Origin of the sequence: Cryptosporangium sp. NPDC051539, assembly GCF_044454545.1 — a bacterium.
Lineage (GTDB): Bacteria > Actinomycetota > Actinomycetes > Mycobacteriales > Cryptosporangiaceae > Cryptosporangium.
In genome coordinates this window covers 970,512-992,958 of record NZ_JBITDV010000001.1, presented here as the reverse complement: position 1 = coordinate 992,958, position 22,447 = coordinate 970,512, and the positions used below count along the sequence as shown (strand labels likewise).

Annotated in this window: 22 protein-coding genes and 1 pseudogene; 14 read left to right on the top strand and 9 right to left on the bottom strand. The window is 72.6% G+C overall.

All coding sequences use genetic code 11. The features are described from left to right. Positions 1-19: 19 nt before the first annotated feature. On the bottom strand, positions 20-1,456 hold the full coding sequence (locus tag ACIBZJ_RS04680; protein WP_395925458.1) for a glucose-6-phosphate dehydrogenase (NADP(+)): 1,437 nt from the start codon (positions 1,454-1,456) through the stop codon (positions 20-22). Positions 1,457-1,488: 32 nt separating this feature from the next. On the opposite strand from ACIBZJ_RS04680, the gene ACIBZJ_RS04675 reads away from it, so the two are divergent. Beyond that, positions 1,489-2,145, top strand: coding sequence for a DUF2461 domain-containing protein (locus tag ACIBZJ_RS04675; protein WP_395925456.1), 657 nt, complete (start codon positions 1,489-1,491; stop codon positions 2,143-2,145). Between the two features lie 7 nt (positions 2,146-2,152). Here ACIBZJ_RS04675 and ACIBZJ_RS04670 read toward each other — a convergent pair whose 3' ends face one another. Further along, positions 2,153-2,767 (bottom strand): TetR/AcrR family transcriptional regulator, encoded by a 615-nt coding sequence (locus tag ACIBZJ_RS04670; protein ID WP_395925454.1) that lies wholly within the window; start codon positions 2,765-2,767, stop codon positions 2,153-2,155. Between the two features lie 84 nt (positions 2,768-2,851). Here ACIBZJ_RS04670 and ACIBZJ_RS04665 point away from each other — a divergent pair, with 84 nt between their 5' ends. From ACIBZJ_RS04665 to ACIBZJ_RS04655, 3 genes are read left to right on the top strand one after another with little or no spacing between them, the layout of a single operon-like run. Further along, the gene (locus ACIBZJ_RS04665) at positions 2,852-3,430 is read left to right on the top strand and encodes an ester cyclase (protein ID WP_395925452.1); all 579 of its coding nucleotides are present in this window, start codon (positions 2,852-2,854) and stop codon (positions 3,428-3,430) included. Next, positions 3,406-6,045, top strand: coding sequence for an SNF2-related protein (locus ACIBZJ_RS04660; protein WP_395925450.1), 2,640 nt, complete (start codon positions 3,406-3,408; stop codon positions 6,043-6,045). Before ACIBZJ_RS04665 ends, ACIBZJ_RS04660 begins: the two co-directional genes overlap by 25 nt. Positions 6,046-6,054: 9 nt before the next feature. Further along, complete coding sequence (locus ACIBZJ_RS04655; protein ID WP_395925448.1) at positions 6,055-6,588, top strand: TetR/AcrR family transcriptional regulator; 534 nt, start codon at positions 6,055-6,057, stop codon at positions 6,586-6,588. Positions 6,589-6,658: 70 nt separating this feature from the next. Here the strand turns inward: ACIBZJ_RS04655 and ACIBZJ_RS04650 are convergent. Further along, positions 6,659-7,279 (bottom strand): annotated as a pseudogene (locus tag ACIBZJ_RS04650) (SDR family NAD(P)-dependent oxidoreductase); the annotation flags it as partial. 101 nt (positions 7,280-7,380) lie between these two features. Between ACIBZJ_RS04650 and ACIBZJ_RS04645 the strand changes: the two are divergent. From ACIBZJ_RS04645 to ACIBZJ_RS04635, 3 genes are all read left to right on the top strand, one after another. Next, entirely contained in the window at positions 7,381-7,674 is a 294-nt protein-coding gene (locus tag ACIBZJ_RS04645) for a putative quinol monooxygenase (protein WP_395925445.1), read from the top strand. Between the two features lie 43 nt (positions 7,675-7,717). After that, positions 7,718-7,912 (top strand): hypothetical protein, encoded by a 195-nt coding sequence (locus tag ACIBZJ_RS04640; protein WP_395925443.1) that lies wholly within the window; start codon positions 7,718-7,720, stop codon positions 7,910-7,912. A 177-nt stretch (positions 7,913-8,089) separates the two neighbouring features. Continuing rightward, positions 8,090-8,242 (top strand): hypothetical protein, encoded by a 153-nt coding sequence (locus tag ACIBZJ_RS04635; protein WP_395925442.1) that lies wholly within the window; start codon positions 8,090-8,092, stop codon positions 8,240-8,242. Positions 8,243-8,298: 56 nt separating this feature from the next. On the opposite strand, the gene ACIBZJ_RS04630 is transcribed toward ACIBZJ_RS04635, so the two are convergent. Beyond that, a complete protein-coding gene (locus ACIBZJ_RS04630) occupies positions 8,299-8,970 on the bottom strand; it encodes a TetR/AcrR family transcriptional regulator (protein ID WP_395925440.1) in 672 nt (223 codons plus the stop codon). An 82-nt stretch (positions 8,971-9,052) separates the two neighbouring features. Between ACIBZJ_RS04630 and ACIBZJ_RS04625 the strand changes: the two genes are divergently transcribed. The 3 genes from ACIBZJ_RS04625 to ACIBZJ_RS04615 are packed head-to-tail and all read left to right on the top strand — an operon-like array spanning position 9,053 to position 11,964. Then, positions 9,053-9,904, top strand: a complete 852-nt coding sequence (locus ACIBZJ_RS04625; protein WP_395925438.1) for a 3-hydroxybutyryl-CoA dehydrogenase — start codon at positions 9,053-9,055, stop codon at positions 9,902-9,904. Further along, positions 9,904-11,055: an acyl-CoA dehydrogenase family protein gene (locus tag ACIBZJ_RS04620; protein WP_395925436.1), complete on the top strand. Its 1,152-nt coding sequence runs from the start codon at positions 9,904-9,906 to the stop codon at positions 11,053-11,055. Before ACIBZJ_RS04625 ends, ACIBZJ_RS04620 begins: the two co-directional genes overlap by 1 nt. A 9-nt stretch (positions 11,056-11,064) precedes the next feature. Beyond that, positions 11,065-11,964, top strand: coding sequence for an SMP-30/gluconolactonase/LRE family protein (locus ACIBZJ_RS04615; RefSeq protein WP_395925434.1), 900 nt, complete (start codon positions 11,065-11,067; stop codon positions 11,962-11,964). A 5-nt stretch (positions 11,965-11,969) separates the two neighbouring features. On the opposite strand, the gene ACIBZJ_RS04610 is transcribed toward ACIBZJ_RS04615, so the two are convergent. Then, the gene (locus tag ACIBZJ_RS04610; protein ID WP_395925432.1) at positions 11,970-13,097 is read right to left on the bottom strand and encodes a LacI family DNA-binding transcriptional regulator; all 1,128 of its coding nucleotides are present in this window, start codon (positions 13,095-13,097) and stop codon (positions 11,970-11,972) included. Between the two features lie 111 nt (positions 13,098-13,208). Between ACIBZJ_RS04610 and ACIBZJ_RS04605 the strand changes: the two genes are divergently transcribed. From ACIBZJ_RS04605 to ACIBZJ_RS04590, 4 genes are read left to right on the top strand one after another with little or no spacing between them, the layout of a single operon-like run. Continuing rightward, positions 13,209-13,676: an SRPBCC domain-containing protein gene (locus ACIBZJ_RS04605; protein WP_395925430.1), complete on the top strand. Its 468-nt coding sequence runs from the start codon at positions 13,209-13,211 to the stop codon at positions 13,674-13,676. A 53-nt stretch (positions 13,677-13,729) separates the two neighbouring features. Continuing rightward, on the top strand, positions 13,730-15,064 hold the full coding sequence (locus tag ACIBZJ_RS04600) for an MFS transporter (RefSeq protein WP_395926025.1): 1,335 nt from the start codon (positions 13,730-13,732) through the stop codon (positions 15,062-15,064). Then, positions 15,061-15,543: a universal stress protein gene (locus ACIBZJ_RS04595; protein ID WP_395925428.1), complete on the top strand. Its 483-nt coding sequence runs from the start codon at positions 15,061-15,063 to the stop codon at positions 15,541-15,543. The genes ACIBZJ_RS04600 and ACIBZJ_RS04595 overlap by 4 nt, the downstream gene beginning before the upstream one ends. Further along, a complete protein-coding gene (locus ACIBZJ_RS04590; RefSeq protein ID WP_395925426.1) occupies positions 15,527-16,450 on the top strand; it encodes a glycosyl hydrolase family 32 in 924 nt (307 codons plus the stop codon). The genes ACIBZJ_RS04595 and ACIBZJ_RS04590 overlap by 17 nt, the downstream gene beginning before the upstream one ends. A 21-nt stretch (positions 16,451-16,471) precedes the next feature. On the opposite strand, the gene ACIBZJ_RS04585 is transcribed toward ACIBZJ_RS04590, so the two are convergent. From ACIBZJ_RS04585 to ACIBZJ_RS04570, 4 genes are read right to left on the bottom strand one after another with little or no spacing between them, the layout of a single operon-like run. Next, on the bottom strand, positions 16,472-18,532 hold the full coding sequence (locus ACIBZJ_RS04585) for a cytochrome c oxidase assembly protein (protein ID WP_395925424.1): 2,061 nt from the start codon (positions 18,530-18,532) through the stop codon (positions 16,472-16,474). Positions 18,533-18,538: 6 nt separating this feature from the next. Then, entirely contained in the window at positions 18,539-20,677 is a 2,139-nt protein-coding gene (locus tag ACIBZJ_RS04580; protein WP_395925422.1) for a PepSY domain-containing protein, read from the bottom strand. Beyond that, complete coding sequence (locus ACIBZJ_RS04575; RefSeq protein ID WP_395925420.1) at positions 20,674-21,249, bottom strand: copper resistance protein CopC; 576 nt, start codon at positions 21,247-21,249, stop codon at positions 20,674-20,676. Before ACIBZJ_RS04575 ends, ACIBZJ_RS04580 begins: the two co-directional genes overlap by 4 nt. Continuing rightward, entirely contained in the window at positions 21,246-22,442 is a 1,197-nt protein-coding gene (locus tag ACIBZJ_RS04570) for a Dyp-type peroxidase (RefSeq protein ID WP_395925418.1), read from the bottom strand. Before ACIBZJ_RS04570 ends, ACIBZJ_RS04575 begins: the two co-directional genes overlap by 4 nt. Positions 22,443-22,447 lie beyond the last annotated feature (5 nt).

The following is a 22,447-nucleotide window of genomic DNA, read 5'->3' as shown; positions in this document are numbered from 1 at the left end:
CGACACCCGGCCGCGAGCGCTACTGACCGACGTACCAGCGCCCCGGCGCGACGAGTTTGCGGGCGGCGGCCGGCCCCCACGAGCCCTGCGCGTAGCGGGCCGGCGCCGGCGGCGAGTCCAGCACCGGCTGCACCGTCCTCCAGCTGGCCGAGAGGCCGTCCGGGCGGGTGAACAGCGAGCGGTCGCCCACCAGGGCGTCGTGGATCAGCCGCACGTAGGGCGGCAGCGGGTCGGCGTCGGGGAGCTCGGAGAGCGGGAGGCGGACGGTGGCTTGCTCCGGGTTCAGATCGACGCCCGGCCGTTTGGCCAGCAGCGTCAGGTCGATCTCCCCGGCACCGGACAGCGAGAACGATAGCGTCCCGGCGCCGTGCGCAAGCCCCGCGAACGGCTGGTCCGGCGTCCGCAGCACGAGGGTGACACGCTGTTCGCTGACCGCCAGCCGCTTCCCCGTCCGCAAGAGGAAGGGAACGCCGCGCCACCGCGGGTTGTCGATCCAGAGTCGCGCCGCGACGAACGTGTCGGTGGTGGACCCGCGGCGCACGCCCTTGACGCTCTTGTAGCCGGTGAACTGGCCGAGGACGACCTCGGACGGGTCCAGCGGGCGGAAGGACCGGATCACCTTCTCGCGGGCCGCCTGCAGGTCGTCGGCCGACAGGGTGCGCGGTCGCTCCATCGCGACCTCGGCCGCGACCTGGAAGAGGTGGGTGACCAGCATGTCCAGCACCGCGCCGGTGTTGTCGTAGAACTCGGCCCGGTCGTCGATGCCGAGGGTCTCGGGAACGTCGATCTGGACGCTCTCGATGTGGTGGCGGTCCCAGTTCGAGGCGAAGAGCTCGTTGGCGAAACGGAGGATGTGCAGGTCCTGGGTGGCTTCCTTCCCGAGGAAGTGGTCGATCCGGTAGACCTGCTCCTCGTCGAGAACGCTGTGGACCGCACGGTTGAGCGTGCGGTAGCCCTGGGTCGAGGTGCCGAACGGCTTCTCGTAGACGACCCGGGAGCCTTTGGCCAGGCCGTGGGCGCCGAGCCCGCGGGTGAGGCCTTCGAACGCGACCGGCGGCACCGCGAGGTAGTGCACGAGCTGGGCGTCGGCGCCGACCTCCGTGCGGGCGTCGCCGATGACGTCGAGGAGGCTGCCCGGGTTGGTGGAGTCGAAGCCGCCGCCGGCGAAACGGAGCCGCTTCGAGAACTCCTTCCACGGGCCGGAGCCGGGTTTCGGGCCGAACTCGGTGAGGACGTCACGGACGTGCTGGGAGAAGTTCTCGTGCGAGACGTCGCCTCGGCCGTTGCCGACGAGCATCCAGTCCTTCGGGAGGAGCCCTTCGATGGCGAGCGTGTAGAACGCCGGGATCACCATGCGTTTGGCGAGGTCCCCGGTCGCGCCGAACAGCACGAACACGGTAGGACCCGGCTGCGGTGCGGGCACGGCGACCTCCCAGAAGTTGGTTGCAGGGTGCATACCCCAGGAAGGGTCCGGCCTACCCTGAGCGGATGCAGCGGTTCACAGGGTTCGACGCCGGCGTGGCGGAGTGGTTCGCCGGGCTGGAGGACGACAACAGCCGGGAGTACTTCGCCGCGCGGCGCCCGTACTTCGAGAGTGCGATCCGGGACCGGCTCGCCGCGCTGCTCGACGACCTGAGCGACGAGCTCGGCGGCGAGACGAAGCTGTTCCGGCAGAACCGGGACGTGCGGTTCTCGGCCGACAAGTCGCCCTACAAGACCCAGACCTACGGCGTGCTGACCGGCTCGCAGCTGAGCCCGGCCGGTCTGTACGTGTCGATCTCCGCGGACGGGCTCACGGCCGGCGGCGGCTACTGGCGGATGGCCCGTGACCAGCTCGAACGCTACCGGGCCGCGGTCGTCGGAGACGCCGGGGCGGAACTGGAGAAGCGGATCGCGGACACCGGCCTCGAGCAGTGGGGCGAGTCGCTGGCGACGGCACCGCGCGGTTTCGCCCGCGACCATCCCCGGATCGAGGGTCTGCGCCGCAAGAGCGTGACGCTCGGCCGGCGCCTGCGGGTGGACGAAGGCATCGACGCGGAGGCCGGGCACGCGTTCGTCGCCGGGACGTGGCGGGCGAGCGCCCCGGTGCTGCGATGGCTGGACGAGCACGTGGGCCCGACGACCGAGGCGGGCCGCTGGGCCTAGACAGCGTCTAGAGCAGCACCATCGCGGCCAGGGAGTCGCGGAGCCAGCCCTCGTAGTCGTCGAGGGACCAGCCCCGGTCGGTGAGCAGTCCCCACACCGCCGGCGAGATCAGCGTCCACACCAGATCGCGCGCGCGGTCGGGCTCGCAGCGGAGCCACCCCCGCTCCGACCAGGCGGTGACCGCCATCGTCGCGCCGATCAGCCGCTCCCCGTCGACCGTCCGCATGAACGCGTCGAGGTCGGGATCCACCCCGCGCGCGGACGAGACCACCTGCATCAGCGGTCCGGCCCGGCCGGTGAGCAGGCGCGCGTACGCGGCGTAGGCACGGGCCACCTCGGCCGGTGTCGTCGCGTCCCGCACGGCGCGGAACTGCGGACGCTCGGCGATCGGGACCGGGTCGTCGTCACCGGCCATCGCGACGTCGTAGACGTCCTTGAGCAGACCTGCTTTGCCGCTGAACCGCTTGTAGACGGTTTCCTGTGAGACCCCGGCGGCCTCCGCGACGCCGCGAATCGTCGTGCCCGAGTACCCCACGGTCAGGAACGACTCGTGCGCGGCCGCCAGCACCGCGGCGCGGGTCGCCCGGGCGGCGGCCGCCCGTGACCGATTGTCGTAAGCCATCAAACTCCCGGTTGTGCGACAAGTTCGGTACAGCGTACTGTCTCCAATTGAGTACAGCCGACTGTATCTAAGATGGGAGCAGCGATGCGCGCAGTAGCCGAACGGTCGATCCACCTGATGGCCGACGGAACCTTGGAGGGCCTGCGGGAGGTCGTCCATCCGGACGCGACCAACCGCGAGGCCGCCAACGAACCCCCGGACTGCCGTGGCACCGGCCCGGAGGCCTTCTGGGCTACCGCGCTGTGGTTGCGATCCGCCTACAGCGATCTGGCGTTCACGGTCGAAACCGCGGTCGTCGACGACGACCTGGTGGTCACCTACGGCACGATGTCCGGGCGGCACACGGGAGACTTCACGGTCTGGACGCCCGAGGGGCGGGTGGAGCGGGCGTTCGCTCCCACCGGGAAGCGTTTCGAGGTGCACCACGCGCACTTCCTCCGGATGCGGGGCGATCTGGTCGTCGAGCACTGGGCGGTTCGCGACGACCAGGGCCAGGCCCTGCAGCTGGGCTGGATCCCGCCGACCCCGGTGTACCTGCTCCGCTGTGCCGTCGCCACCCGCCGGGCCCGGCGCGCGGCCGGAAGTGTCGGCGGGGTGTCCTACCCTCGCGCTGCAGAGGGAATGGAGCGCGGCGACGCATGGACAGGGCGGAACGTGAGGTAGTACGGGGGCTGGCGCGAGACTTCGACGGCTGGAGCCGGCGGGCCGCGGAGGTGCGGGCCTGGCACCGGCGGGTGCGGGCGGCGGCTTCGGAGGGTGAGCGTGCCCTGGAGGCCCGGGGCGTCGACGTCGCCTCGGCACGTCAACCGGCCTGGCGGGTCGTCCCGCTCGACCGGGCCGACACCGCCGTCGTCGGCGCGCTCTCCGACCGGGCCCGGCTACCCCCGGCCGACGAGGCCTTCCTCGGCCGGCTGGCCGACGACTCCAGGCGTGCGCTCGACGACGTGGGGCCGGTGCTGGGCCTGTTGCGGTTCTTCACGGGCTCCGCGCAGCGGAGCGCGGCCGAGGCCGCGGCGCGGTATCTCCGCCGCGAGCACGCGGCGATGCAGACCGAGGCCCCGGCCCGGCTGGAACGGCTCGCGACGCTCACCGGTACGGCCGTCACCTCGGTGGACGCTCTGATCGAGCCCGGTCTGGGGTTCCCGCTCGTCGCGGAGCACACCGGGCCGGCACCCTTCCTGCTCGGCCGGGCCGAGTTCGCCGGGTTGCCGCAGGCGCTGGCCCGTATCGACGCGGTGGTCGCCGCGGAAGCGTCGTTCCGGTCGGCGGCGCGGGAGGCCGGCGAGCGGGTCCGGGAGGCCGAGGTCCGGCGGGTGCTCGAGGGGCTGCCGGTCGACGCGCTCAAACAGGCGACGCGAGACCGGTTGCGGCTCGGCGCGCTGACCGACGGTCACGTCACGACCGTGCAGCAGGTGCTCGATCGCGGTCCGTCGCTCGACGCGCTGCCCGGCGTGGGTGAGACATCGGCGCGGCGGATGCTCGGCGCGGCGAGCGAGCTGCGGCGGATCACGCACGAGGAGACGCCGGTCCGCATCGACGTGGAGAAACGCCCGCCGGAGGCGACCGAGCTGCTGCACCGGCTGGCCGAGTGGGACGCCGGCCGGCAGACCCGATCGGCCGCCGACGACCTGCGCCTGGCCGCCGAGCTGGCGCCGCTCGGCGCCGCGATCCGCCCGACGACGGAGCGGCTGCTCGTGGTCCCGCTCGGCGGTGGCGAGGGCGCGGACCTCGGGGAGAACCTCCGCAGGGTGGGGCGGCGGGCGGCGATGCTCGATCCGGCCCGCCGGGGCGCCGCACCCGTGGAGGCCGACCCGTGGGCCGACTATCTCGCCCGCCCGGCCGACTACGTCGCGATGCTCGCCGAGCTGGGTTTCCTCACCGAAGACGAGAACGCCGCCCACGGCGACCTGCCCGAGGAGATCATCGAGGCGGTCCGCGAGCAGCCGCTGCGTACCGAGTACCTCACCGCGTCCCTCCGCGGTTACCAGGGCTTCGCCGCCCGCTTCGCGCTGGTCCAGCGCGCGGTGCTGATCGGCGACGAGATGGGGCTGGGCAAGACGCTGGAAGCCCTGGCCGTACTGGCCCATCTGCGCAGCAAGGGCGAGAACCGCTTCCTGGTCGTCTGCCCGGCCGCGGTCGTCACGAACTGGGTGCGGGAAGTGGGCTCGAAGTCGCGGCTGACCGCGCACCGGGTGCACGGGCCCGACCGGGAGCGGGCGGCCCGCGCGTGGCTGCGCGACGGCGGCGTGGCGGTCACGACGTACGAGACCCTGGGGTGGTGGGGGCCCGCGCTGGCCGGCGTCGGCGATCTGTCGTGCGTCGTCGTCGACGAGGCGCACTACGTCAAGAACCCGGCGGCGCGGCGGACCGTCCGCACGAAGGCGCTGATCGAGCGGGCCGACCGGGCGATCCTGCTGACCGGCACGCCGCTGGAGAACCGGGTCGAGGAGTTCCGCACGCTGGTCTCGTACCTGAGGCCCGACCTGGTCGCGGCCGCCCGCGACGGCGCACCGCGGGCGTTCCGGCGGCAGGTCGCGCCGGCCTACCTGCGCCGCAACCAGGAAGACGTGCTCACCGAACTGCCGGAGCTGATCGAGGTCGAGGAGTGGCTGCCACTCTCCGCCGACGACGCACTGGCCTACCGGGAGGCGGTCGAAAGCGGCAACTTCATGGCGATGCGTCAGGCCGCGATGCTCCAGGGCGCCGAGTCGGAGAAGATGCGCCGGCTGATCGAGATCGTGCGGGAGGCGCAGGAGAACCAGCGGCGCGTGCTGGTGTTCTCGTACTTCCGCCGTGTTCTCGACCTGGTCGCGGCCGCACTGCCCGGGGCCGGGCTGCCCGGGGCCGTGTTCGGGCCGCTGACCGGGGCCGTACCGGCGAACCGGCGTCAGGAGATCGTCGACGAGTTCTCCGCGGCCCGGGGCGGGGCGGCGCTGGTGGCGCAGATCGTCGCGGGCGGCGTCGGGCTCAACATCCAGTCGGCGTCGGTCGTCGTCCTGTGCGAACCGCAGCTGAAGCCGACGACCGAGACCCAGGCGATCGCGCGCGCCCACCGGATGGGGCAGGTCCAGACCGTGCAGGTGCACCGATTGCTGTCGGAAGACAGCGTCGATCAGCGAATCGTCGAGCTCCTCGCACGCAAGACGCAGATGTTCGACGAGTACGCACGGGTGAGCGACCTGGCGGCGGCGCCCGAGGCGGTCGACCTGTCCGAGGCGGATCTGGTGCGTCAGGTCGTCGCGGCGGAGCGGGCACGGCTGGCGGCCGCGGCGTCCTAGGTTGGGGTCATGGTCCGTTCCGATGCTCTGAAGAACCGCGCCAGCATCCTCGCGGCCGCCCGCGAGGCGTTCGCCGAGGACGGCGACGCCTCGATGAACCAGATCGCGCAGCGAGCCGGTGTCGGCCCGGGCACGCTGTACCGCAACTACCCGTCGCGCGAGGCCCTGATCCTGGAGATCTACCGGGACGAGGTCGATCGCCTCACCGGCTCGGTGACTCCGCTGCTGGCCGAGCTCTCCCCGCGGGAGGCTCTGCGGAGCTGGACGACCGCGCTGGTGGACGCCATGCGGAAGAAGCACGCGCTCGGCGCCGCCCTCAGCCCGAGTGCGCACCAGACGATCAACGACCAGACCTACGGGCCGGTGATCGGGGCGATCGCCCAGCTGTTCGAGGCCGGCCGGCGCGACGGAAGCATCCGCGCCGACGCCGAGCCGGGTGACTTCCTGCAGCTCACCGGCGCCCTCTGGCGGGCCGCGCCCGACCGGTCGCAGCCGATGCTGGCGCTGATCCTCGACGGCCTCGGGGTGCGGGGCCCGGGCTAGCGACGCCGGCGCGAACGCGTCAGGAGCGGCCCGCGGTCCGCACCCGCCGGGCGGGGGCGCTCCGGCCTCGTCACCGGGGGCTCGGGTCGCGCGTCGCGTCGGCGATGCCCTTGTGGGAGACGTGCGCGGTGAGGCCACCGTCGACGGCGATCTCGGCGCCGTTCACGTACGTCGACTCGTCGGAGATCAGGTAGACGACGAGCGGAGCGACGTCGGCGGGGGTGCCGATCCGGCCGAGCGGGATCTCCTTGAGCGCGGCCGCCGCGAAAGCGGGTGAGGCGTTCGCCATCAGCGGGGTGTCGACGAGGCCGGGCATCACCGCGTTGACGCGGATCCCGCGGACACCGAGTTCGAGCGACGCGGCCCGGGTGAGGCCGCGGAGCGCCCACTTGCTCGTCGTGTAGGCCGCCGCCGCGTGGCCGGCGAGCGCGGCGACCGAGCAGATGTTGACGATCGAGGAACCGGGCGGCATCAGCGGTGCGAGCGCCTGGATGCCGAGCAGCGGCCCGGTCGTGTTGATGTCGAGCGCCCGGTGCCAGGCGTCCAGCGACACGTCCGGCAGCCGGTCCCTCGAGGCGATCCCCGCGTTGCTGACCAGCCCGTCGACGCGCCCGTAGGTCTCCTGGAGGTGCGCGGCCAGCGAGCCCCACGACGACTTTCCCTGCGCAACGTCCCATGGTTCGCATTCTCGGCCGCCGGTCTCGCGAACGAGCGCGAGGCGCCCTGGGACGCGCGGTGCGGCGAACCGGTCCCTAGGCTGGGGCGACTCGTGAACTCTGCCTGGAGGCCGGAATGGGCTACGTCGTGTCCGCGATCTGGACTGCCGCCGACGGCAACGAGAAGGAGGTGCTGGCCGCGCTGACCGAGCTGGCGCCGCTCTCCCGGCAGGAGCCGGGGAACCGCCACTACCAGGCGTACCAGGACCCGGCCGAACCGCTGGTGTTCCGGCTGTTCGAGGTCTACGACGACGAGGCCGGCTACCAGGCCCACGTCGATTCCGAGCACTTCCGGCGCCTCGCGTTCGGAACCGCGATCCCGCTGCTCGAGAACCGCGAGCGGACGTTCTACCGGACGATCGACGTCTGAGCCGGGCGAGACGCCCCGGGATCCGGTGGTCCAGGATGGAGCGATGGCGCTCCGGGTGTTCCTGTCGCACACCGAGGAGTTCGCCTCGTACCGGGCGGACGGGTCGTTCGTCGACGTGGCGATCGAGGCGGTCACCAAGGCGGGGCACGCGCCGGTCGACGTGCGGTGGTTCGCGCCCGCCGACTGGAGGTGCCGCGCCCCCGTCCGGCGCTGGTGCCGCAGGACCCGGCCGGTGTGATCGACCGGCCCGGCCTGACCGAGCCGTTGGCTGCGCTCCTGACCGGTAGCCCGACCGTGGGAATCGCCGGGATCCACGGCTCGCGCAGCCGGTCTGCGTCCGCCCGGAGGTGGCCGGTCACTTCCCGGGCGGGATCCTCTGGGTGACGCTCGGCGAGCACCCGGCGCGGACCACACCGTGGGGGTCGGGGATCCGCGGACGGGTGCGGCCCTGGTGTCGGTCCGGGGCGACGGGCCGCTCTACGAGGTGGCGATCGGCGCCGCTGGGCTCCTCGCCGCCGGTGGTGCGGCCGGGCTGTACGGCTTCACCTACGTGCCGGCGCGCGCCTGAAATCGGCCGCCGCGCGCCGGTGCGGCCCGGCCGGGCCCGGCGGGCGATTCGGGCCTCTACCGCGACCGGCTCTCGTCGTCCAGAGCGGCGCGGATGCTCGGCAGCAGAGCGTCCAGATCGTGGTCCGTACGGAGGATGAGAACGGCCCCCGGCCCACCGCCGGAGGGCCCGCCGGGGGAGAACAGACGCAGGACGTCGGCCATCGCCCGGTCGAACTCGGCGATCGGGTCGGAGCCGGGTTCGCGGAGCCACCGGCGCAGCACGTAGTTATGGGCGGTCACCAGCGCGTCGGCGAGCAACTCGGCGTGCAGCGGATCAGCCCGGATCCCGCGCTCGGTGATGAAGTCGCGGAAGAGCCGCTGGTACTGCTGCACGCCGCCGATCTCGCGGTGCCGGAGCGCGGGCACCGTACGCGTGAGGCGGTACCTCGCCCGGGCGAGGTCGCCCTCGTCGAGGTAGTGGGTCAGCACCAGGCGGGCGCCCTCGACGAGCGCGGGGACCCCGGCGTCGGGCGCGGCGGCGTGGAGCCGGTCGCGGACGGCGAGGACGAGCGACTCGTGGTGGGGAAAGATCACGTCGTCCTTGGAGCCGAAGGCGCGGAAGAACGTGGTGCGGCCCACACCGGCCCGGGCCGCGATGTCGTCGACCGTCGTCTGCTCGTAGCCCTGCTCCTCGAACAGCGCGAACGCGGCGGCGGTCAGCCGCTCCCGGTTGGACTCGTTGACCACACGACCTGCCCTCGTCGATTGTCTGGCGAGACTACTTCTGGTACTCAGTACCAGGAAGAGGAACTCAGTACCAGGAGATCACATGAGGGTCGGGATCGTGGGCTGCGGGCTCATGGGGTCGGGAATCGCCGAGGTCTGCGCGCTGGCCGGGCTCGACGTGGTCGTGGTCGAGACCGACGCGGCGGCGGTGGCGCGGGGCCGGGAGCGCCTGGCGAAGTCGCTGCAGCGCTCGGCGGCGCGGCGGAAGGTCGACGACGCCCCGGCCGTGCTGGACAGAATCCGGCTGACCACCGAGCTGCTCGACCTCGCCGACCGGGAGATCGTCATCGAGGCGGTCGCGGAGGACGAGGCCGCGAAGGTCGCGATCTTCGAGCGGCTGGACAAGATCGTCGAATCGCCGGACGCGATCCTGGCCTCGAACACGTCGTCGATCCCGATCATGCGGCTCGGGGTGGCCACGTCCCGCCCCGAGCACGTGGTCGGCGTCCACTTCTTCAACCCCGTGCCGGTGCTGAACCTGGTCGAGCTCGTGCCGAGCCTGCTGACCGACCCCGACGTGGCCGACGTCGCCCGCGACTTCCTCGGGGACGTGCTGGGCAAGCACGTCATCGTCGCGCAGGACCGGGCCGGGTTCATCGTCAACGCGCTGCTGATCCCGTACACGCTCTCGGCGATCCGGATGTTCGAGTCCGGGTTCGCGACCGCGGAGGACATCGACCAGGGCATGGTCCGCGGTGCCGCGCATCCGATGGGACCGCTGGCGCTGTGCGACCTGATCGGTCTCGACACCGTGAAGGCGGTGGCCGAATCGCTGTACGAGGAGTTCAAGGAGCCGCTCTACGCACCACCTCCGCTGCTCAGCCGTATGGTCGACGCCGGTCTGCTCGGGCGCAAGAGCGGCCGCGGGTTCTACGCCTACGGCGAGGGTGCGTGATGAGCTTCGATCTGTTCCGGCTCCCCGAGGAGCACGAGGCGCTCCGGGCCGCCGTCCGCGACCTGGTCGCGGACAAGATCACGCCGCACGCGGCCGCGGTCGACGCGTCCTCGTCGTTCCCGCGCGAGGCATACGACGCGCTGGTCGCGGGGGAGTTCCACGCGGCCCACGTGCCCGCGGAGTACGACGGCGCCGGGGCCGACGCGCTGGCGGTGTGCCTGATCATCGAGGAAGTCGCACGCGGGTGTGCGTCCTCGTCGCTGATCCCGGCGGTGAACAAGCTCGGCAGCCTGCCGCTGATCCTGGCCGGGTCGCCGGAGCTGAAGGCGAAGTACCTGCCGCCGCTCGCTCGCGGGGAGGCGATGTTCTCGTACGCGCTGTCGGAGCGCGAGGCCGGCAGCGACACGGCGTCGATGCGCACCCGCGCGGTGCGCGACGGCGACGACTGGGTGCTCAACGGCGTCAAGGCCTGGATCACGAACGCGGGCGTGTCCGAGTACTACACCGTCCTGGCGATCACGGATCCGTCGGGCCGGCGCGGCGCGAACGCCACCGCGTTCGTCGTCGAGAAGTCCGACCCGGGCGTCACCTTCGGTGCACCCGAGCGCAAGCTCGGCATCAAAGGTTCCCCGACCCGGGAGGTTCTGCTGGAGAACGTCCGCATTCCGGACGACCGGCGGATCGGCGCACCGGGTGAAGGCCTCAAGGTCGCACTGCGGACGCTCGACCACACGCGGATCACGATCGGTGCACAGGCGATCGGCATCGCCCAGGGCGCACTGGACGTGGCGACGGCGTACGTGCGGGAGCGCAAGCAGTTCGGGAAGCGGGTCGCGGACTTCCAGGCGATCCAGTTCATGCTGGCCGACATGGCGATCGGCCTGGAGGCCGCGCGCCAGCTCGTCTACGTCGCGGCCGCGAAGTCCGAGCGCGGCGACGCCGACCTGACGTTCTTCGGGGCGGCGGCGAAGTGCCAGGCGTCGGACACCGCGATGCGGATCACCACGGACGCGGTGCAGTTGCTCGGTGGCGCCGGGTACACGCAGGATTTCCCGGCCGAGCGGATGATGCGTGACGCCAAGATCACCCAGATCTACGAGGGCACGAATCAGATCCAGCGACTCGTCGCCGCAAGGTCCCTGGTCAGTTAGGTTGCGGCTATGGCGAACACAGAGGTTCGGACGATCTTCAGCGGCGGGGCGTTCTTCGAGGGACCACGCTGGCGGGACGGCACCTGGTGGGTGTCCGACTTCTATCGGCACACGGTCAGCCGGATCACGCCGGAGGGCGCGGAGACCGTGCTGTTCGAGGTCGAGCACCAGCCGTCCGGGATGGGATGGCTGCCCGACGGCTCGCTGGTCGTCGTCTCGATGAAGGACCAGCGTCTGGTGCGGTTCGCCGACGGAGCGGTGTCGACGCTGGCCGACTTGTCGTCGTCGTGCGGCGGGCTCCTGAACGACCTGGTGATCGACGAGGGCGGGCGGATCTTCGTCGGAGACTTCGGGTTCGACCTGATGAACGGGGCCGACCTGCGGACCGCGACGCTCAAGCGGGTCGACCCGGACGGCTCGGTCACGGTGGTGGCCGACGACCTGTACTTCCCGAACGGCGCGGTGATCACGCCGGACGGATCGACGCTGATCGTCGGCGAGACGCTCGGGAATCGCTACACGGCGTTCGACCTGTCGCCGGACGGGTCGTTGTCGAACCGGCGGGTGTGGGCGCAGTTCGCGCCGACGCCCACCGGAACGACCACCGAGGAGGTGCTGTCGCAGCTGGTCGTGGCGCCGGACGGGTGCTCGCTCGACGCCGAGGGGCACATCTGGGCGGCGGACGCGGTCGGGGGCCGGGTGGTGCGGGTCGCGCCCGGCGGCGAGATCGTGGACGAGATCCGGGGGCCGGAGGGGCTCGGCGTGTACGCCTGCCAGCTCGGCGGCCACGACGGCCGCACGCTGCTGATGTGTGCGGCGCCCGACTTCTACGAGCACATGCGCTTCGACGTCCGCGAGGCCGTGCTGCTCACCGCCGAGGTGGACGTACCGCACGCCGGGCGGCCGTAGGCGGCTCAGCCGGTGGAGCCCTCGATCAGGCCGGGGGCGAGGATCTCGCCTCCGGCCGTGGTCGGGCCGTCGATCTCGGCCAGCACCCGGCGCACGACCCGCTCGGCGATCTCGGGAAGCGGGATCGCGACCGTCGTGAGCGCCGGGGTGAGGAGCCGTCCGACGACGGACCCGTCGAACCCGGTGACGGCGAGGGCCGCGGCCCGGGCGCCGGGCGGAGGCGGGGCCGCCGACCGGTCCGAGGACGGGGACGGGGACGCGCCCGCGGACGGGAACGGGTCCGCTGACGGGCCCGCGGACGGGGACGGGGCCGCCGACGGGGACGGGGACGGGGACGGACCGAGAGTGAGGCCCCGGGCGGTGGCGGCGGCGCAGAGAGCGGCGGCGAGGACGTCACTGCCGGTGACGATCGCGCTGGCCGGGCTCTCGAGGAGCCGGGTGATCGCCCGCGCGACGTCCGGCCCCTCCGGGTCGGGAGTGGACACCTGGGGGCGCAGGCCCGCCGAGCGCATCGCGTCGCGGTAGCCCGCCTCGCGCTCCTCGTCCCACCGGCCCTGCGGCGCGTACCCCAGGAACGCGACGCGCTCGTGCCCGAACCCGACCAGCCGCTCGGTCATCACCCGGGTACCGGCCCGGTTGTCGACGTCGACCCAGCATTGTGGCTGGCCGGCCCCGGTGCGCCCGAAGCAGGCGAACGGCACCCGCGCCCGGGAGAGCACCGCGACCCGCGGATCGTCGGCCACCACGTTCGTGAGGACGACTCCGTCGACCTCGCCCGACCGCACCAGCCGCAGGACACCGGCGAGCCGGTCGTCGGGCCCGTCCTCGGCGAGCACCAGGTGCCGGCCGTGGCGTGCCGCCGCCGACGTGAGCGCCTGCAGGAACTCGAGCATGATCGTGTTCGTCGGCCCGTGGTCACTCGCCGTGAGCGGATAGGCCAGCCGCCCGGCCCGGCGTGTGCGCAGGCTCGCCGCTCCGGCGTGCGGCCGGTAGCCGAGTTCGTCGATGGCGGTGTTCACCCGGTCGCGGGCCGCCGCTCCGACCCGCGCCCGCCCATTGAGGACGTTCGACACGGTCTGATGCGACACCCCGGCGGCTCGTGCGACGTCGTGGATCGTGGCCCGCTCGGCCAAACCGTCCTCCGTTTCGACGCAGCCCCATTGACTTGCGCCCGCCAAGTGAGACCCTGGTCACACTCTTTTGAAGGTTAAACCACCCGTAAACGGACCCGTAGGCGGTCAACGATGACGGCAAACATCATGGTGGTCGTAGAGAGACAATTCGACGAATCGCAGAAACGGTTGTTCCGGGCCTGGACCGAGCCCGCCGAGATGGCGCAGTGGCGCGGGAGCCCGGGCTGGCACGTCGAGTCCGAGACGGTCACGTCGGAGCTGAAGCTCGGCGGCCGGCACCACCACGTGAAAGTGCGCGACGACGACCCGGCAGTGCGTGTGACCACCGACGCGGTGTTCGTCGAGTACTTCGACCCCGACGTCTTCGTCGCCCGGCAGCGCATCACCGGTGACGACGGCATCGACCCGGACATCCCGCTGGAGTTACGCGTCGAGTTCCTGCGGACGGGACGCGAAGGGACTCTCGTCCGCATCATCCAAGGGCCGTACGACGAGACGGTCGCCTACGAACACAGCACGGGGTGGGAGCGCGAGCTCACGCGTCTGCAGGACTTCCTGAGCGTGGGCGGTGCGCCGTGACCGCCACCACGACGTCGTCCGGGCACGTCACCACCGTGCGGCACAAGCCGCTGATGAGCATGCAGCAGATCCTGCTGATGAACCTCGGCTTCTTCGGCATTCAGTACAGCTTCGGGATGCAGCAGACCGCGGTGAACCCGATCTTCAGCTTCCTGCACGCCAGCCCGGACGAGCTGCCGATCCTCAACCTGGCCGGGCCGGTCACCGGGTTGCTGATCCAGCCGCTGATCGGTGCGCTCTCCGACCGGACGTGGAGCCCGCGGTGGGGGCGGCGCAAGCCGTTCTTCCTGATCGGGGCGATCGGCTGCAGCATCTGCCTGTTCCTCTTCCCGTTCGTGGCCGCGGTGTGGATGGCCGTGCTGCTGCTCTGGCTGCTGGACGCCAGCAACAACACCGCGATGGAGCCCTACCGGGCGTTCATCGCCGACAAGCTGCCGCCGTCGCAGCTGGCCAAGGGCTTCCTGGCCCAGAGCTTCTTCACCGGGTTCGGCATCACGCTGGCGAACCTCTCGCTGTTCGTGTTCCAGAAGTTCATCACCGGCGGCACCGAGGCGGGCATCCCGTACTGGGTGCTCGGGTCGTTCATGCTCGGGTCGGTCTGCTCGATCGCGACCGTGCTGGTCTCGGTGCTCAGTACGCCGGAGATCCCGCCCAGCGAGTCGGAGCTGGCCGAGATGCGCGCGCACCGCGGCGGCTTCGGCGCGGCCGTGCGCGGGATCTGGGAAGCGATCGTGGAGATGCCCCCGGAGCTGCGCAAACTCGCGCTCGTGTACCTGTTCCAGTGGTACGCGATGGTCTGTTACTGGCAGTTCGTGACGCTCTCGGTGGCCAAGTCGGTGTGGGGGACCACGGACGCGTCGTCGCCGGACTACGCCCGCGCGGTCGGCTGGACCGGGCTGGTGAACGGCTGGTACAACATCGTCACGTTCACGGTGGCGTTCTCGCTGGTCGCGGTGGCCCGGCGACGCGGGGCGAAGTTCGTGCACACCGCCTGCCTGCTGTGCGCGGCGGTGGGGCTGGCGATCTTCCCGCACCTCGGTAACGGGTACCTGCTGTTCCTGCCGATCATCGGGCTCGGCATCGCCTGGGCGTCGATCATGGGCGTGCCCTACATCATGGCGGTGCGGATGATCCCGTCCACCCGCTACGGGGTCTACATGGGAATCATCAACATGATGATCGTCGTCCCGATGCTGATCCAGACGGTGACGTTCGGCGCGATCTACTCCGGGCTGCTGGGTGACGACCCGAACAACGCGATCACGTTCGCGGGAGTGCTGCTCGCGATCGCGGCGGTCACGATGCTCTGGATCAAGGAGCCCCCGATCGTCCGGGACGTCGACGCGCTGAACGCGATGCCGGTCGCTCCGCAGAAGGTGACGTCATGAGCGCACCGACGGACTACCGCGTGGTCGTGGTCGGTACCGACGGGTCGGGGCTGGCTGGCCCGACCGTGGCCAGGGCGGCCTGGCTGGCGGCCCGCGAGGACGCCGACCTGGTGATCGTCTGCGCGTTCGCCGACCTGTCGCGCCGAGCCGAGGCGAAGAACGTCGCGACGCTGGGCGGTGACATCCGGATCGGCCAGGTGCTCGGACGGGCGGCCGCCAGCGAGGCGATCGCCGCGGCCGTGAGCGTGGCGCAAGCCCAGAACGCGACGATCTCGGCGGCGCTGCTGGTGGACGGGGAGCCGGCGGCAGCGCTGCTGGAGACCGCGGCCGCGCGCGAGGCCCAGCTGATCGTCGTCGGGGCGCGGCACGAGCGGTCCCTCGCCGAACGGTTGCTCGGCAGCGTCGCCCTCGAGGTGACGAAGCGGGCGACGTGCGACGTGCTGGTGGTCCGGCCGGTGCCGGATGCTGCGCCTGAGTGACGACTGGGTCTGGGACAGCTGGGTCGCCGACACCGGAACCGAGTACCACCTGTTCTTCCTGAAGGCGCCGCGATCGCTCGCCGACCCCGCGCTCCGGCACGGGGCGGCGACGATCGGGCACGCGGTGTCGGGGGATCTGACGTCCTGGCGGGTGCTGCCCGACGCGCTGCGGCCGGTGGCGTCCGGGTGGGAGTCGCTCGCGGTGTGGACCGGGTCGGTGGTGCGCGGGCCGGACGGGGCGTGGCGGCTGTACTACACCGGCGTGACGCGGGCCGGGTCGTCGTTCGGCCAGCGGATCGGGCTGGCCGAGTCCCCGGACCTCGTCACCTGGCGCCGGGCCGGGCTGGTGCTGAGCGCGGATCCGCGCTGGTACCGGACGCTGGGCGGGGGAGTCAGCACGATGTGGCGGGACCCGTTCGTCTTCGCGGATCCCGGCGGCGACGGGTGGCACATGCTGATCACCGCCGCGGACGCGTCCGGCGGGGTGCTGGCGCACGCCCGGAGCTCCGACCTGCGGGAGTGGGAGGTCGGGCCGCCGGTGACCCGCGGTGGAGGGTTCGGCGAGACCGAGGTGGCGCAGGTCCGGGTGGTGGACGGTACGCCGGTGCTGACGTTCACCTGCCATCCCCGCGAGCAGACGCCGGGCAGGCGGGCGGCCGGCGACTACTGCACGTGGACCGTGGTGGGGGAGTCGCCGACCGGGCCCTGGGATCTCGGCCGGGCGCGCCCGTTCGCCGCCGATCCGGACCTGTTCGCGGCGCCGCTGGTGCGGGGGCGTGACGGGGGGTGGGTGTACCTGGGCTTCCGGAACGGGGACGTCGAGAACGGGGGCGTCGAGGCCTTCGAGGTGGTCGACCCGATTCCGGTCGCTCTGGTGGACGGCGCGATGGTTCCGGTGGTGCGCTGACGTCGCCAGCGGGCCGGGTCGTCAGCGGGTCCGGTCGGCGTCGTGGAGGTGGCGGAGGGCGGCGTTGTAGCGGGTGAGGTCGTCGTCGGGGTCGTTCGCGGCCGCCGCACGGTCGGCGGCCCGGTCGAGGCGGCGCTGCTCGCGTTCGTCGGCGCGGACCCATTGCCAGAACAGCACGCCGAGCACGGCGGCGGACGGGATCTCGCCGGCCGACCAGGCGATGCTCGCGGCCGTGGTCTGATCGGCGAGCAGGTCGGTCAGCCAGGGCCGGTGGAGCCCCGCGTACCAGCCCTCGGCCAGCACGGTGCCGGCCTGCAGCAGCGCGACGCCGAAGAACGCGTGCATCACCATGCCGACGAAGTGGACCGGGATCCGCACCGGGTACGGCAGTGGTCGCGGGCCGGGGTCGACGCCGATGACGACCCAGAAGAACAGGTAGCCGACCAGGACGAAGTGCGTCGACATCGCGAGGTGCCCGAGGTGCGAGCGCATCGCGGCCTCGAACAGGCCGGAGAAGTACAGACCGTAGAGGCTGCCGACGAACAGCGCGGTCGCGGCGACCGGGTGGGCCGCGACCCGCAGAGCGCGGGAGTGCAGCATCGACAGGAGCCAGGCGCGGGGCTCGCCCGGTTTCAGCGCCCGCAGGGCCAGCGTGGCCGGTGCGCCCAGGACGAGCAGGATCGGCACCGCCATCGAGAGCACCATGTGCTGGAACATGTGGACGCTGAACGCCAGCACGCTGTAGCGGCCGATTCCGGTGAGCGTCACCGACGCGAGGAGCGCCAGGCCACCGAGCCAGCAGGCGGTGCGGTGGCCGGGCCAGTGGTCGCCGCGGGCACGCAGGCGCGCCACGGCGGCCAGGTAGACGACGGCCCCGACGACGACGATCGTCCCGAACCAGACGTCGGGGAACCAGAGCCCGATCAGCCGCCCGAGCGTCGGTGCCGGCGGCATCCCGAACCCGACGAGGTCGGTGACCGGGTCGGGGTCGACGGGGTTGCTGGGGACCGGGGTCGGGCTCCGGGAGAGGGCTACGGCCAGCCCGGTGGTGGCCGCGAACACGAGGATCTCGCCGGCGGCGAGACGCCGGAACGCCCGCGCCGCGCGGACGTCGGTGGCGTCCGTGCGGGCCGCGGCGGGGGCGTCCGTGCGGGCCGCGGCGGCGGCGTGCAGGGCGCGGAGGGTCGTGCGCCGGTGGACGGCCCCGAGGGCGCCGAGCACGATCAGCGCCACCGACTTGCCGGCCACCAGCAGGCCGTAGCGGGAGTTCGTCAGCTCGTCCGGCGTCCCCAGGCGGACGATGGCGTTGAGGACGCCGGAGAGCCCGACCGCGACGAAGCACCACAGCGCGAGCCGGGAGTACCCGTGGGCGGCGCGGCTCAGCACGTCGGTCCGGCGGATCAGCAGCAGGGCGACGAGGCCGCCGGTCCACAGGGCGGCGCCGACGACGTGGAACGCCAGGCTGGTGACCGCGACCTGGTGGTTCCCGGCGCCGGCGGCGTGGCCGGTGAACGCCGGCGGGACGATCCCGGCGACCGCCGCCACCGCGACCCAGGCCGCGCCGTTGCGCGAGAGCACCAGGCGCCCGCCGACCGCGACCACCAGGGCGAGCCCGGCCTGGATCGCGAGCGCCCGGCCCTGGGACACGTCCGTCACGAAACTGACGACCTCGGCGCCGCCGATCCGCCCGGCCGGGAGGCCGATCAGATCGGACGTCGTGAGGACGATCGCCGCGCCGGCCGCGACCAGCCAGGCCAGCGCCGCCCAGGACGCGACCCGGAGCAGCCGGTAGGTCGCCGGGCGGAGCAGCCGATCGGGTCGCGCGCCGGAGCCGGTCCGCGGGCCGGAGGCGGGTACCAGGAAGGCGCCGACGACGGCGCTGCCGACGGCGATCGTGCCGGCGGCGGTGGCCAGCGTGGTCGCGACCGGAAGCCCCCAGGACGTGGCGGCGCCGGCCGTGGGCAGGCCGGGAATCGCGGCCTCGAGCGCCCGCCCGTACTCGAGCGCGGCGGCCAGCACCACGAAGCCGGCCACCGCCGAACCGGCCGCGAGTGCCGCGGCCGGGCGTGGAACGAAAGACACGGCGTCCTACTCGGTCAGCCGGGGTGCCGGGGTGCGCAGGGCCCAGCGGAAAGCGCCGACCAGCAGGTCGAACACCAGGAACGCGCCAAGCGTGAGGCCGAGCAACGGCATCGCCCAGGCGACGAACAGCGTCACCGGGACGCCGACGACCAGGAACCAGCGCGGCAGCGTCCGCCAGCCACCCCGGGGCGGCGGCGATCCGAGCGGGGCCTTCCGGTCGGCGCGCGTGGGACGGCGCTGCCACCACATCCGGTAGCCCCAGACGATGACGCAGAGCAGGCCGAGCGCGATCCCGGCCAGCAGGATCTGGTTGACGACGCCGAACAGCTCGCCCATGTGGGCCCGGATCCCGACCTTCGTGAGCTTCGCGAGGAACGGCCAGTCCTCGTACTCGACGCGCTGGGTGACGTCGCCCGACCTCGGGTCGACCGCGACCTGGTCGAAGCCGACCGGCCAGGTGCCGTCGTCCTGCGCGACGCTGTACGCGGTGCCGGAGTCGGCGGGGATCGTGACGTCGATCCGGCCGGTCATCGGACCGGCGGCCCGCAGGACCTGGTCGAGGCTGACGCCGTCGGGCAGGTCGGTCGCGCGGGGGCCGGTCGCGGTGGTCGCGCCGTGATGGGCTTTCGGACCGGACAGCACGGTGTCGAGCTCGGGCGCGTGCCCCTGGACGGCGTCGAGCGCGGCGCCGAAGCGGGCGCCGGCGTACTGCGACCAGGTCAGGCCGGTGGCCGAGAGGAACAGCAGCCCGACGATGATCCAGAGGCCGACCGCCGCGTGCCAGCCGCGGGTGCGGCGGACGCCCTTGGCCTTCAGGTCGGGGCGGAACGTGCGGCCGCGGGTGCCCCGGTAGGCGCGCTTGCGTCCGATCCAGAGCGCGAAGCCGCCCAGCGCGATGACCCAGAGCCAGGAGGCAGCGAGTTCGGAGTAGAGGCGTCCGGTGTCGCCGAGGTTGAGCGTGCGGTGGAAGCTGTCCAGCCAGGTTTGCAGTGGGGTGGCGTTGTACCAGGTGGTGAGCGTTCCGCGCACTTCGCCGGTGTAGGGGTCGACGTAGACCGTGCTGGCCTTGTCGTCGGCGGCGAGTGCGGGGGTGGAGAACGAGATCTGGGTGGTGGCTTCGGGGTCGTCGAGGACCGAGACGGTGGTGAGCGTGCCGTCGGGATGGGCTTTCCGGGCCGCGGCGACCTGGTCGGCCAGCGGGACCTTCGTGTCGCGGACGCTGTCGACGGTGAGTTCGTGGCCGTAGACGAGCTGGTTCAGCTGGGGGGCGAGGGTGTAGGCGAGGCCGGTGAGTGCCGCGACGAAGAGGAACGGGGCGACGAAGATGCCGGCGTAGAAGTGGAGTCGTCGCAGGAGCGCCCAGCGGGCCGGCCGCGGCGGGCGGGCGTCGGCGGTTGCGGCCGGCGTATCGAGCGGTGGCTCGGCCGCGGTGTCGGCCGCGGTGAGTTCGCGGGGTGGGTCGGCGTTCAAGGTCACGAGATGCTCCAGACGTGTTCCCGCCGGCGGAGGTCCGCGCGGACGGGCAGGACAGAGGAGCCACTGACGTGCAGTGGCCAGGGCGGCACCGGCGGCGGCGGTGCGCGGGGGACCGCGGCGCGGTGCGCTCCGTAGCCACGTCGGCTCGAACACCGCAACCGCGGCCGCCACGAGCCCCGGCCGGACCCGGCGCGGCGCCGGGACCGACACGCGCCGCGAGGCCAGGGCGAACAGGCGGGCCAGGCCCGGCACCGACCGGGCGAGCCACCGCGCGACCCGCCAGACCGCCGCCTCGCCGGCGAACAGCCAGCCCGCGGTGAGGACTCCGGCCAGCACGTGCGCGCCGAGCATCGCGCCCGTCGGCTGCGGCGGCGCCATCACGTGCCCCGGCCCCTCGGAGAGGGAGAACACCACGTGCAGAACCGCCTGCGCCACGGTCAGCGCGCCGCCGATGACCGGCAGCCCTCGCCTCCGGTTGGCGACCAGCACGCCCAGTCCGAGCGTGAGCCCCGCACCGGCCAGGATCCCGGTCGGTGCGGGAGCGCCGCCGTGTGCCCAGCTGTGCAGCACGACCGACACGCTCAGCGCGACGAGCGCGAACACGACGGCACGCACCTCCCGGAGGAGGCTCGGCTCGACCGCGATCCGCGGCTCGTCGCGACCGCTCACGAGACCCGGCGCCTCCGCGCCAGCACGACGACCCCGGCCACCACGATCACGACCGCGGCCCCGGCCGCGAGGAGAAACGCCGGACTCCCGCCGCCGTCCGAGGCAGACGCCACCGCCGCCTCCGACGGCTCCGGAGCGCGCGAGCGCTCCGCCGCCGGCGACGGCGAGCCCGCCCCCGACGGCGACGCCCCGGCCGCCGCGGAACTCGGCTGCGTGGCCGGGAGGTCCGCGGTGAACCGGAACACGCCCTGCAGCGGATGCCCGTCACCGGACACGACCCGCCACGCCACCGTGTAACTTCCGGACACCAGCGGTTCCACCGGCTGGTACAGCGTCCGATCCACGGCTTTGGGCTCGCCGGACGCGTACCGGACGCCACCCGGTCCGGTCACCACGACGGTGCTGAACTGACCGCGGATCACCCCGCCGAACGTGAGCGCGATCTCCTCCGGCGCAGCGGTGACCGTGCTGCCGGACGCCGGGCTGCTGCTGACGATGTCCGAGTGCGCCCGCGCCGGACTGGCGAACACGCTCGCCAGCACCACCACGAGGACCACCACCGCCGCCCTCACGACAGCACCTGCTCGCCGACCCACCCGCCCTGGTCGCACCCCGGCGGGATCGCGAAGACCGCAGATCCGATCGGTGTCGTCCACTGGTTCATCAGGTCCTGTTCGGCGAGCCGCTGCTGGATCGGGAGGTACTGCGTCGCGATGTCGGCCTGGAAGGCCGCGAGGATCAACCCGCTGTCGGGCACTCCCGCCGCGTCCGGCTCCCCGTCATAACTGTAGGGACGACGAAGAATGCGCAGCCGTTCATTGCTCACGTGCGCGCGTGTCAGATGGGCGAAGTCCGGGATCACCGGGAGCCCGACGGAGTCCACGGCGGCGAAGTCCGGCTCGTCGTGCTCGGCCCGGCCGGTGAGCGGCGCGCCGGTGTCGAGCTTGCGGCCGATCGCGAGTTCCTTGTCGGGGCGTGACAGTTTGTCCCAGGTCTCGATCTCCATCCGGATCCGGCGGAGCGCGAGCGTGGTGGAGTTGCCCGTCCAGACCGCCGCCTCGGTCGTCTTGGTGTTGGCCGTGCCGTCGAGCTGGCCCATCAGGTTGCGGTGGGTGGCGCCCTCGGCTTCGACCCCGCGTCCGCGTCGAAAGCCTCGTTGCACCCAGCGGACGGCCGCGAACGGACGGGCGTCCTTGATGAGCATGCGTTGAGCGTGCGCGACCGCGGTGGCATCGTCCGCGCACACCTGCAGGAGCAGATCCCCGCCGGTCCACCGCGGTTGCAGGCGGTCGATCGGGAACGCCGGGAGGTCCTCGACCTGGGGTGTCCGGCCGGCGGCCCGGAAGAGGCCGGGTCCGAAACCGAACGTGACCGTGAGCCGGGCCGGCGTGCGGGCCAGGTCCGCGTCGGTGTCGCCGAGAGCCGGTCGCCCCTGGGTGAGGCGGCTCGCGTCGTCGGTGAGGAGTCGCAGCATGCGGCCGAGCGCGTCCCGGTCGGTGCCGGGCTTCAGCGTGAAGCCCAGGAACGCGGCGAACGCCTGCGGAGGAGTGTCGATTCCGGACTGGCGGGGGCCGTGGAAGGGCTCGACCTGGCTCCCGTAGTCGGCGGGCGCCGCGTGGGCGACCGGTTTCGGCTCGTCGGATGCGGCTCCGATCGCGGCGGCGGAGGCCGCGCCCACCAGCGCGCCTCCCGCCGCCGCGGCGCCGCCGGTGAGCAGGCTGCGCCTACTCACCGGACGGCGGGGGACATCGGTTCGGTCGTTCATCTGGA

Coding starts and splice junctions, on each gene's coding strand:
- ACIBZJ_RS04600 (WP_395926025.1), top strand. CDS start 13,730: ATGAGCATGCAGCAGATCCTGCTGATGAACCTCGGCTTCTTCGGCATT.
- ACIBZJ_RS04605 (WP_395925430.1), top strand. CDS start 13,209: ATGACGGCAAACATCATGGTGGTCGTAGAGAGACAATTCGACGAATCG.
- ACIBZJ_RS04655 (WP_395925448.1), top strand. CDS start 6,055: ATGGTCCGTTCCGATGCTCTGAAGAACCGCGCCAGCATCCTCGCGGCC.
- ACIBZJ_RS04595 (WP_395925428.1), top strand. CDS start 15,061: ATGAGCGCACCGACGGACTACCGCGTGGTCGTGGTCGGTACCGACGGG.
- ACIBZJ_RS04640 (WP_395925443.1), top strand. CDS start 7,718: ATGGCGCTCCGGGTGTTCCTGTCGCACACCGAGGAGTTCGCCTCGTAC.
- ACIBZJ_RS04570 (WP_395925418.1), bottom strand. CDS start 22,442: ATGAACGACCGAACCGATGTCCCCCGCCGTCCGGTGAGTAGGCGCAGC.
- ACIBZJ_RS04665 (WP_395925452.1), top strand. CDS start 2,852: ATGCGCGCAGTAGCCGAACGGTCGATCCACCTGATGGCCGACGGAACC.
- ACIBZJ_RS04625 (WP_395925438.1), top strand. CDS start 9,053: ATGAGGGTCGGGATCGTGGGCTGCGGGCTCATGGGGTCGGGAATCGCC.
- ACIBZJ_RS04680 (WP_395925458.1), bottom strand. CDS start 1,456: ATGCACCCTGCAACCAACTTCTGGGAGGTCGCCGTGCCCGCACCGCAG.
- ACIBZJ_RS04620 (WP_395925436.1), top strand. CDS start 9,904: ATGAGCTTCGATCTGTTCCGGCTCCCCGAGGAGCACGAGGCGCTCCGG.
- ACIBZJ_RS04660 (WP_395925450.1), top strand. CDS start 3,406: ATGGACAGGGCGGAACGTGAGGTAGTACGGGGGCTGGCGCGAGACTTC.
- ACIBZJ_RS04670 (WP_395925454.1), bottom strand. CDS start 2,767: ATGGCTTACGACAATCGGTCACGGGCGGCCGCCGCCCGGGCGACCCGC.
- ACIBZJ_RS04590 (WP_395925426.1), top strand. CDS start 15,527: ATGCTGCGCCTGAGTGACGACTGGGTCTGGGACAGCTGGGTCGCCGAC.
- ACIBZJ_RS04675 (WP_395925456.1), top strand. CDS start 1,489: ATGCAGCGGTTCACAGGGTTCGACGCCGGCGTGGCGGAGTGGTTCGCC.
- ACIBZJ_RS04615 (WP_395925434.1), top strand. CDS start 11,065: ATGGCGAACACAGAGGTTCGGACGATCTTCAGCGGCGGGGCGTTCTTC.
- ACIBZJ_RS04645 (WP_395925445.1), top strand. CDS start 7,381: ATGGGCTACGTCGTGTCCGCGATCTGGACTGCCGCCGACGGCAACGAG.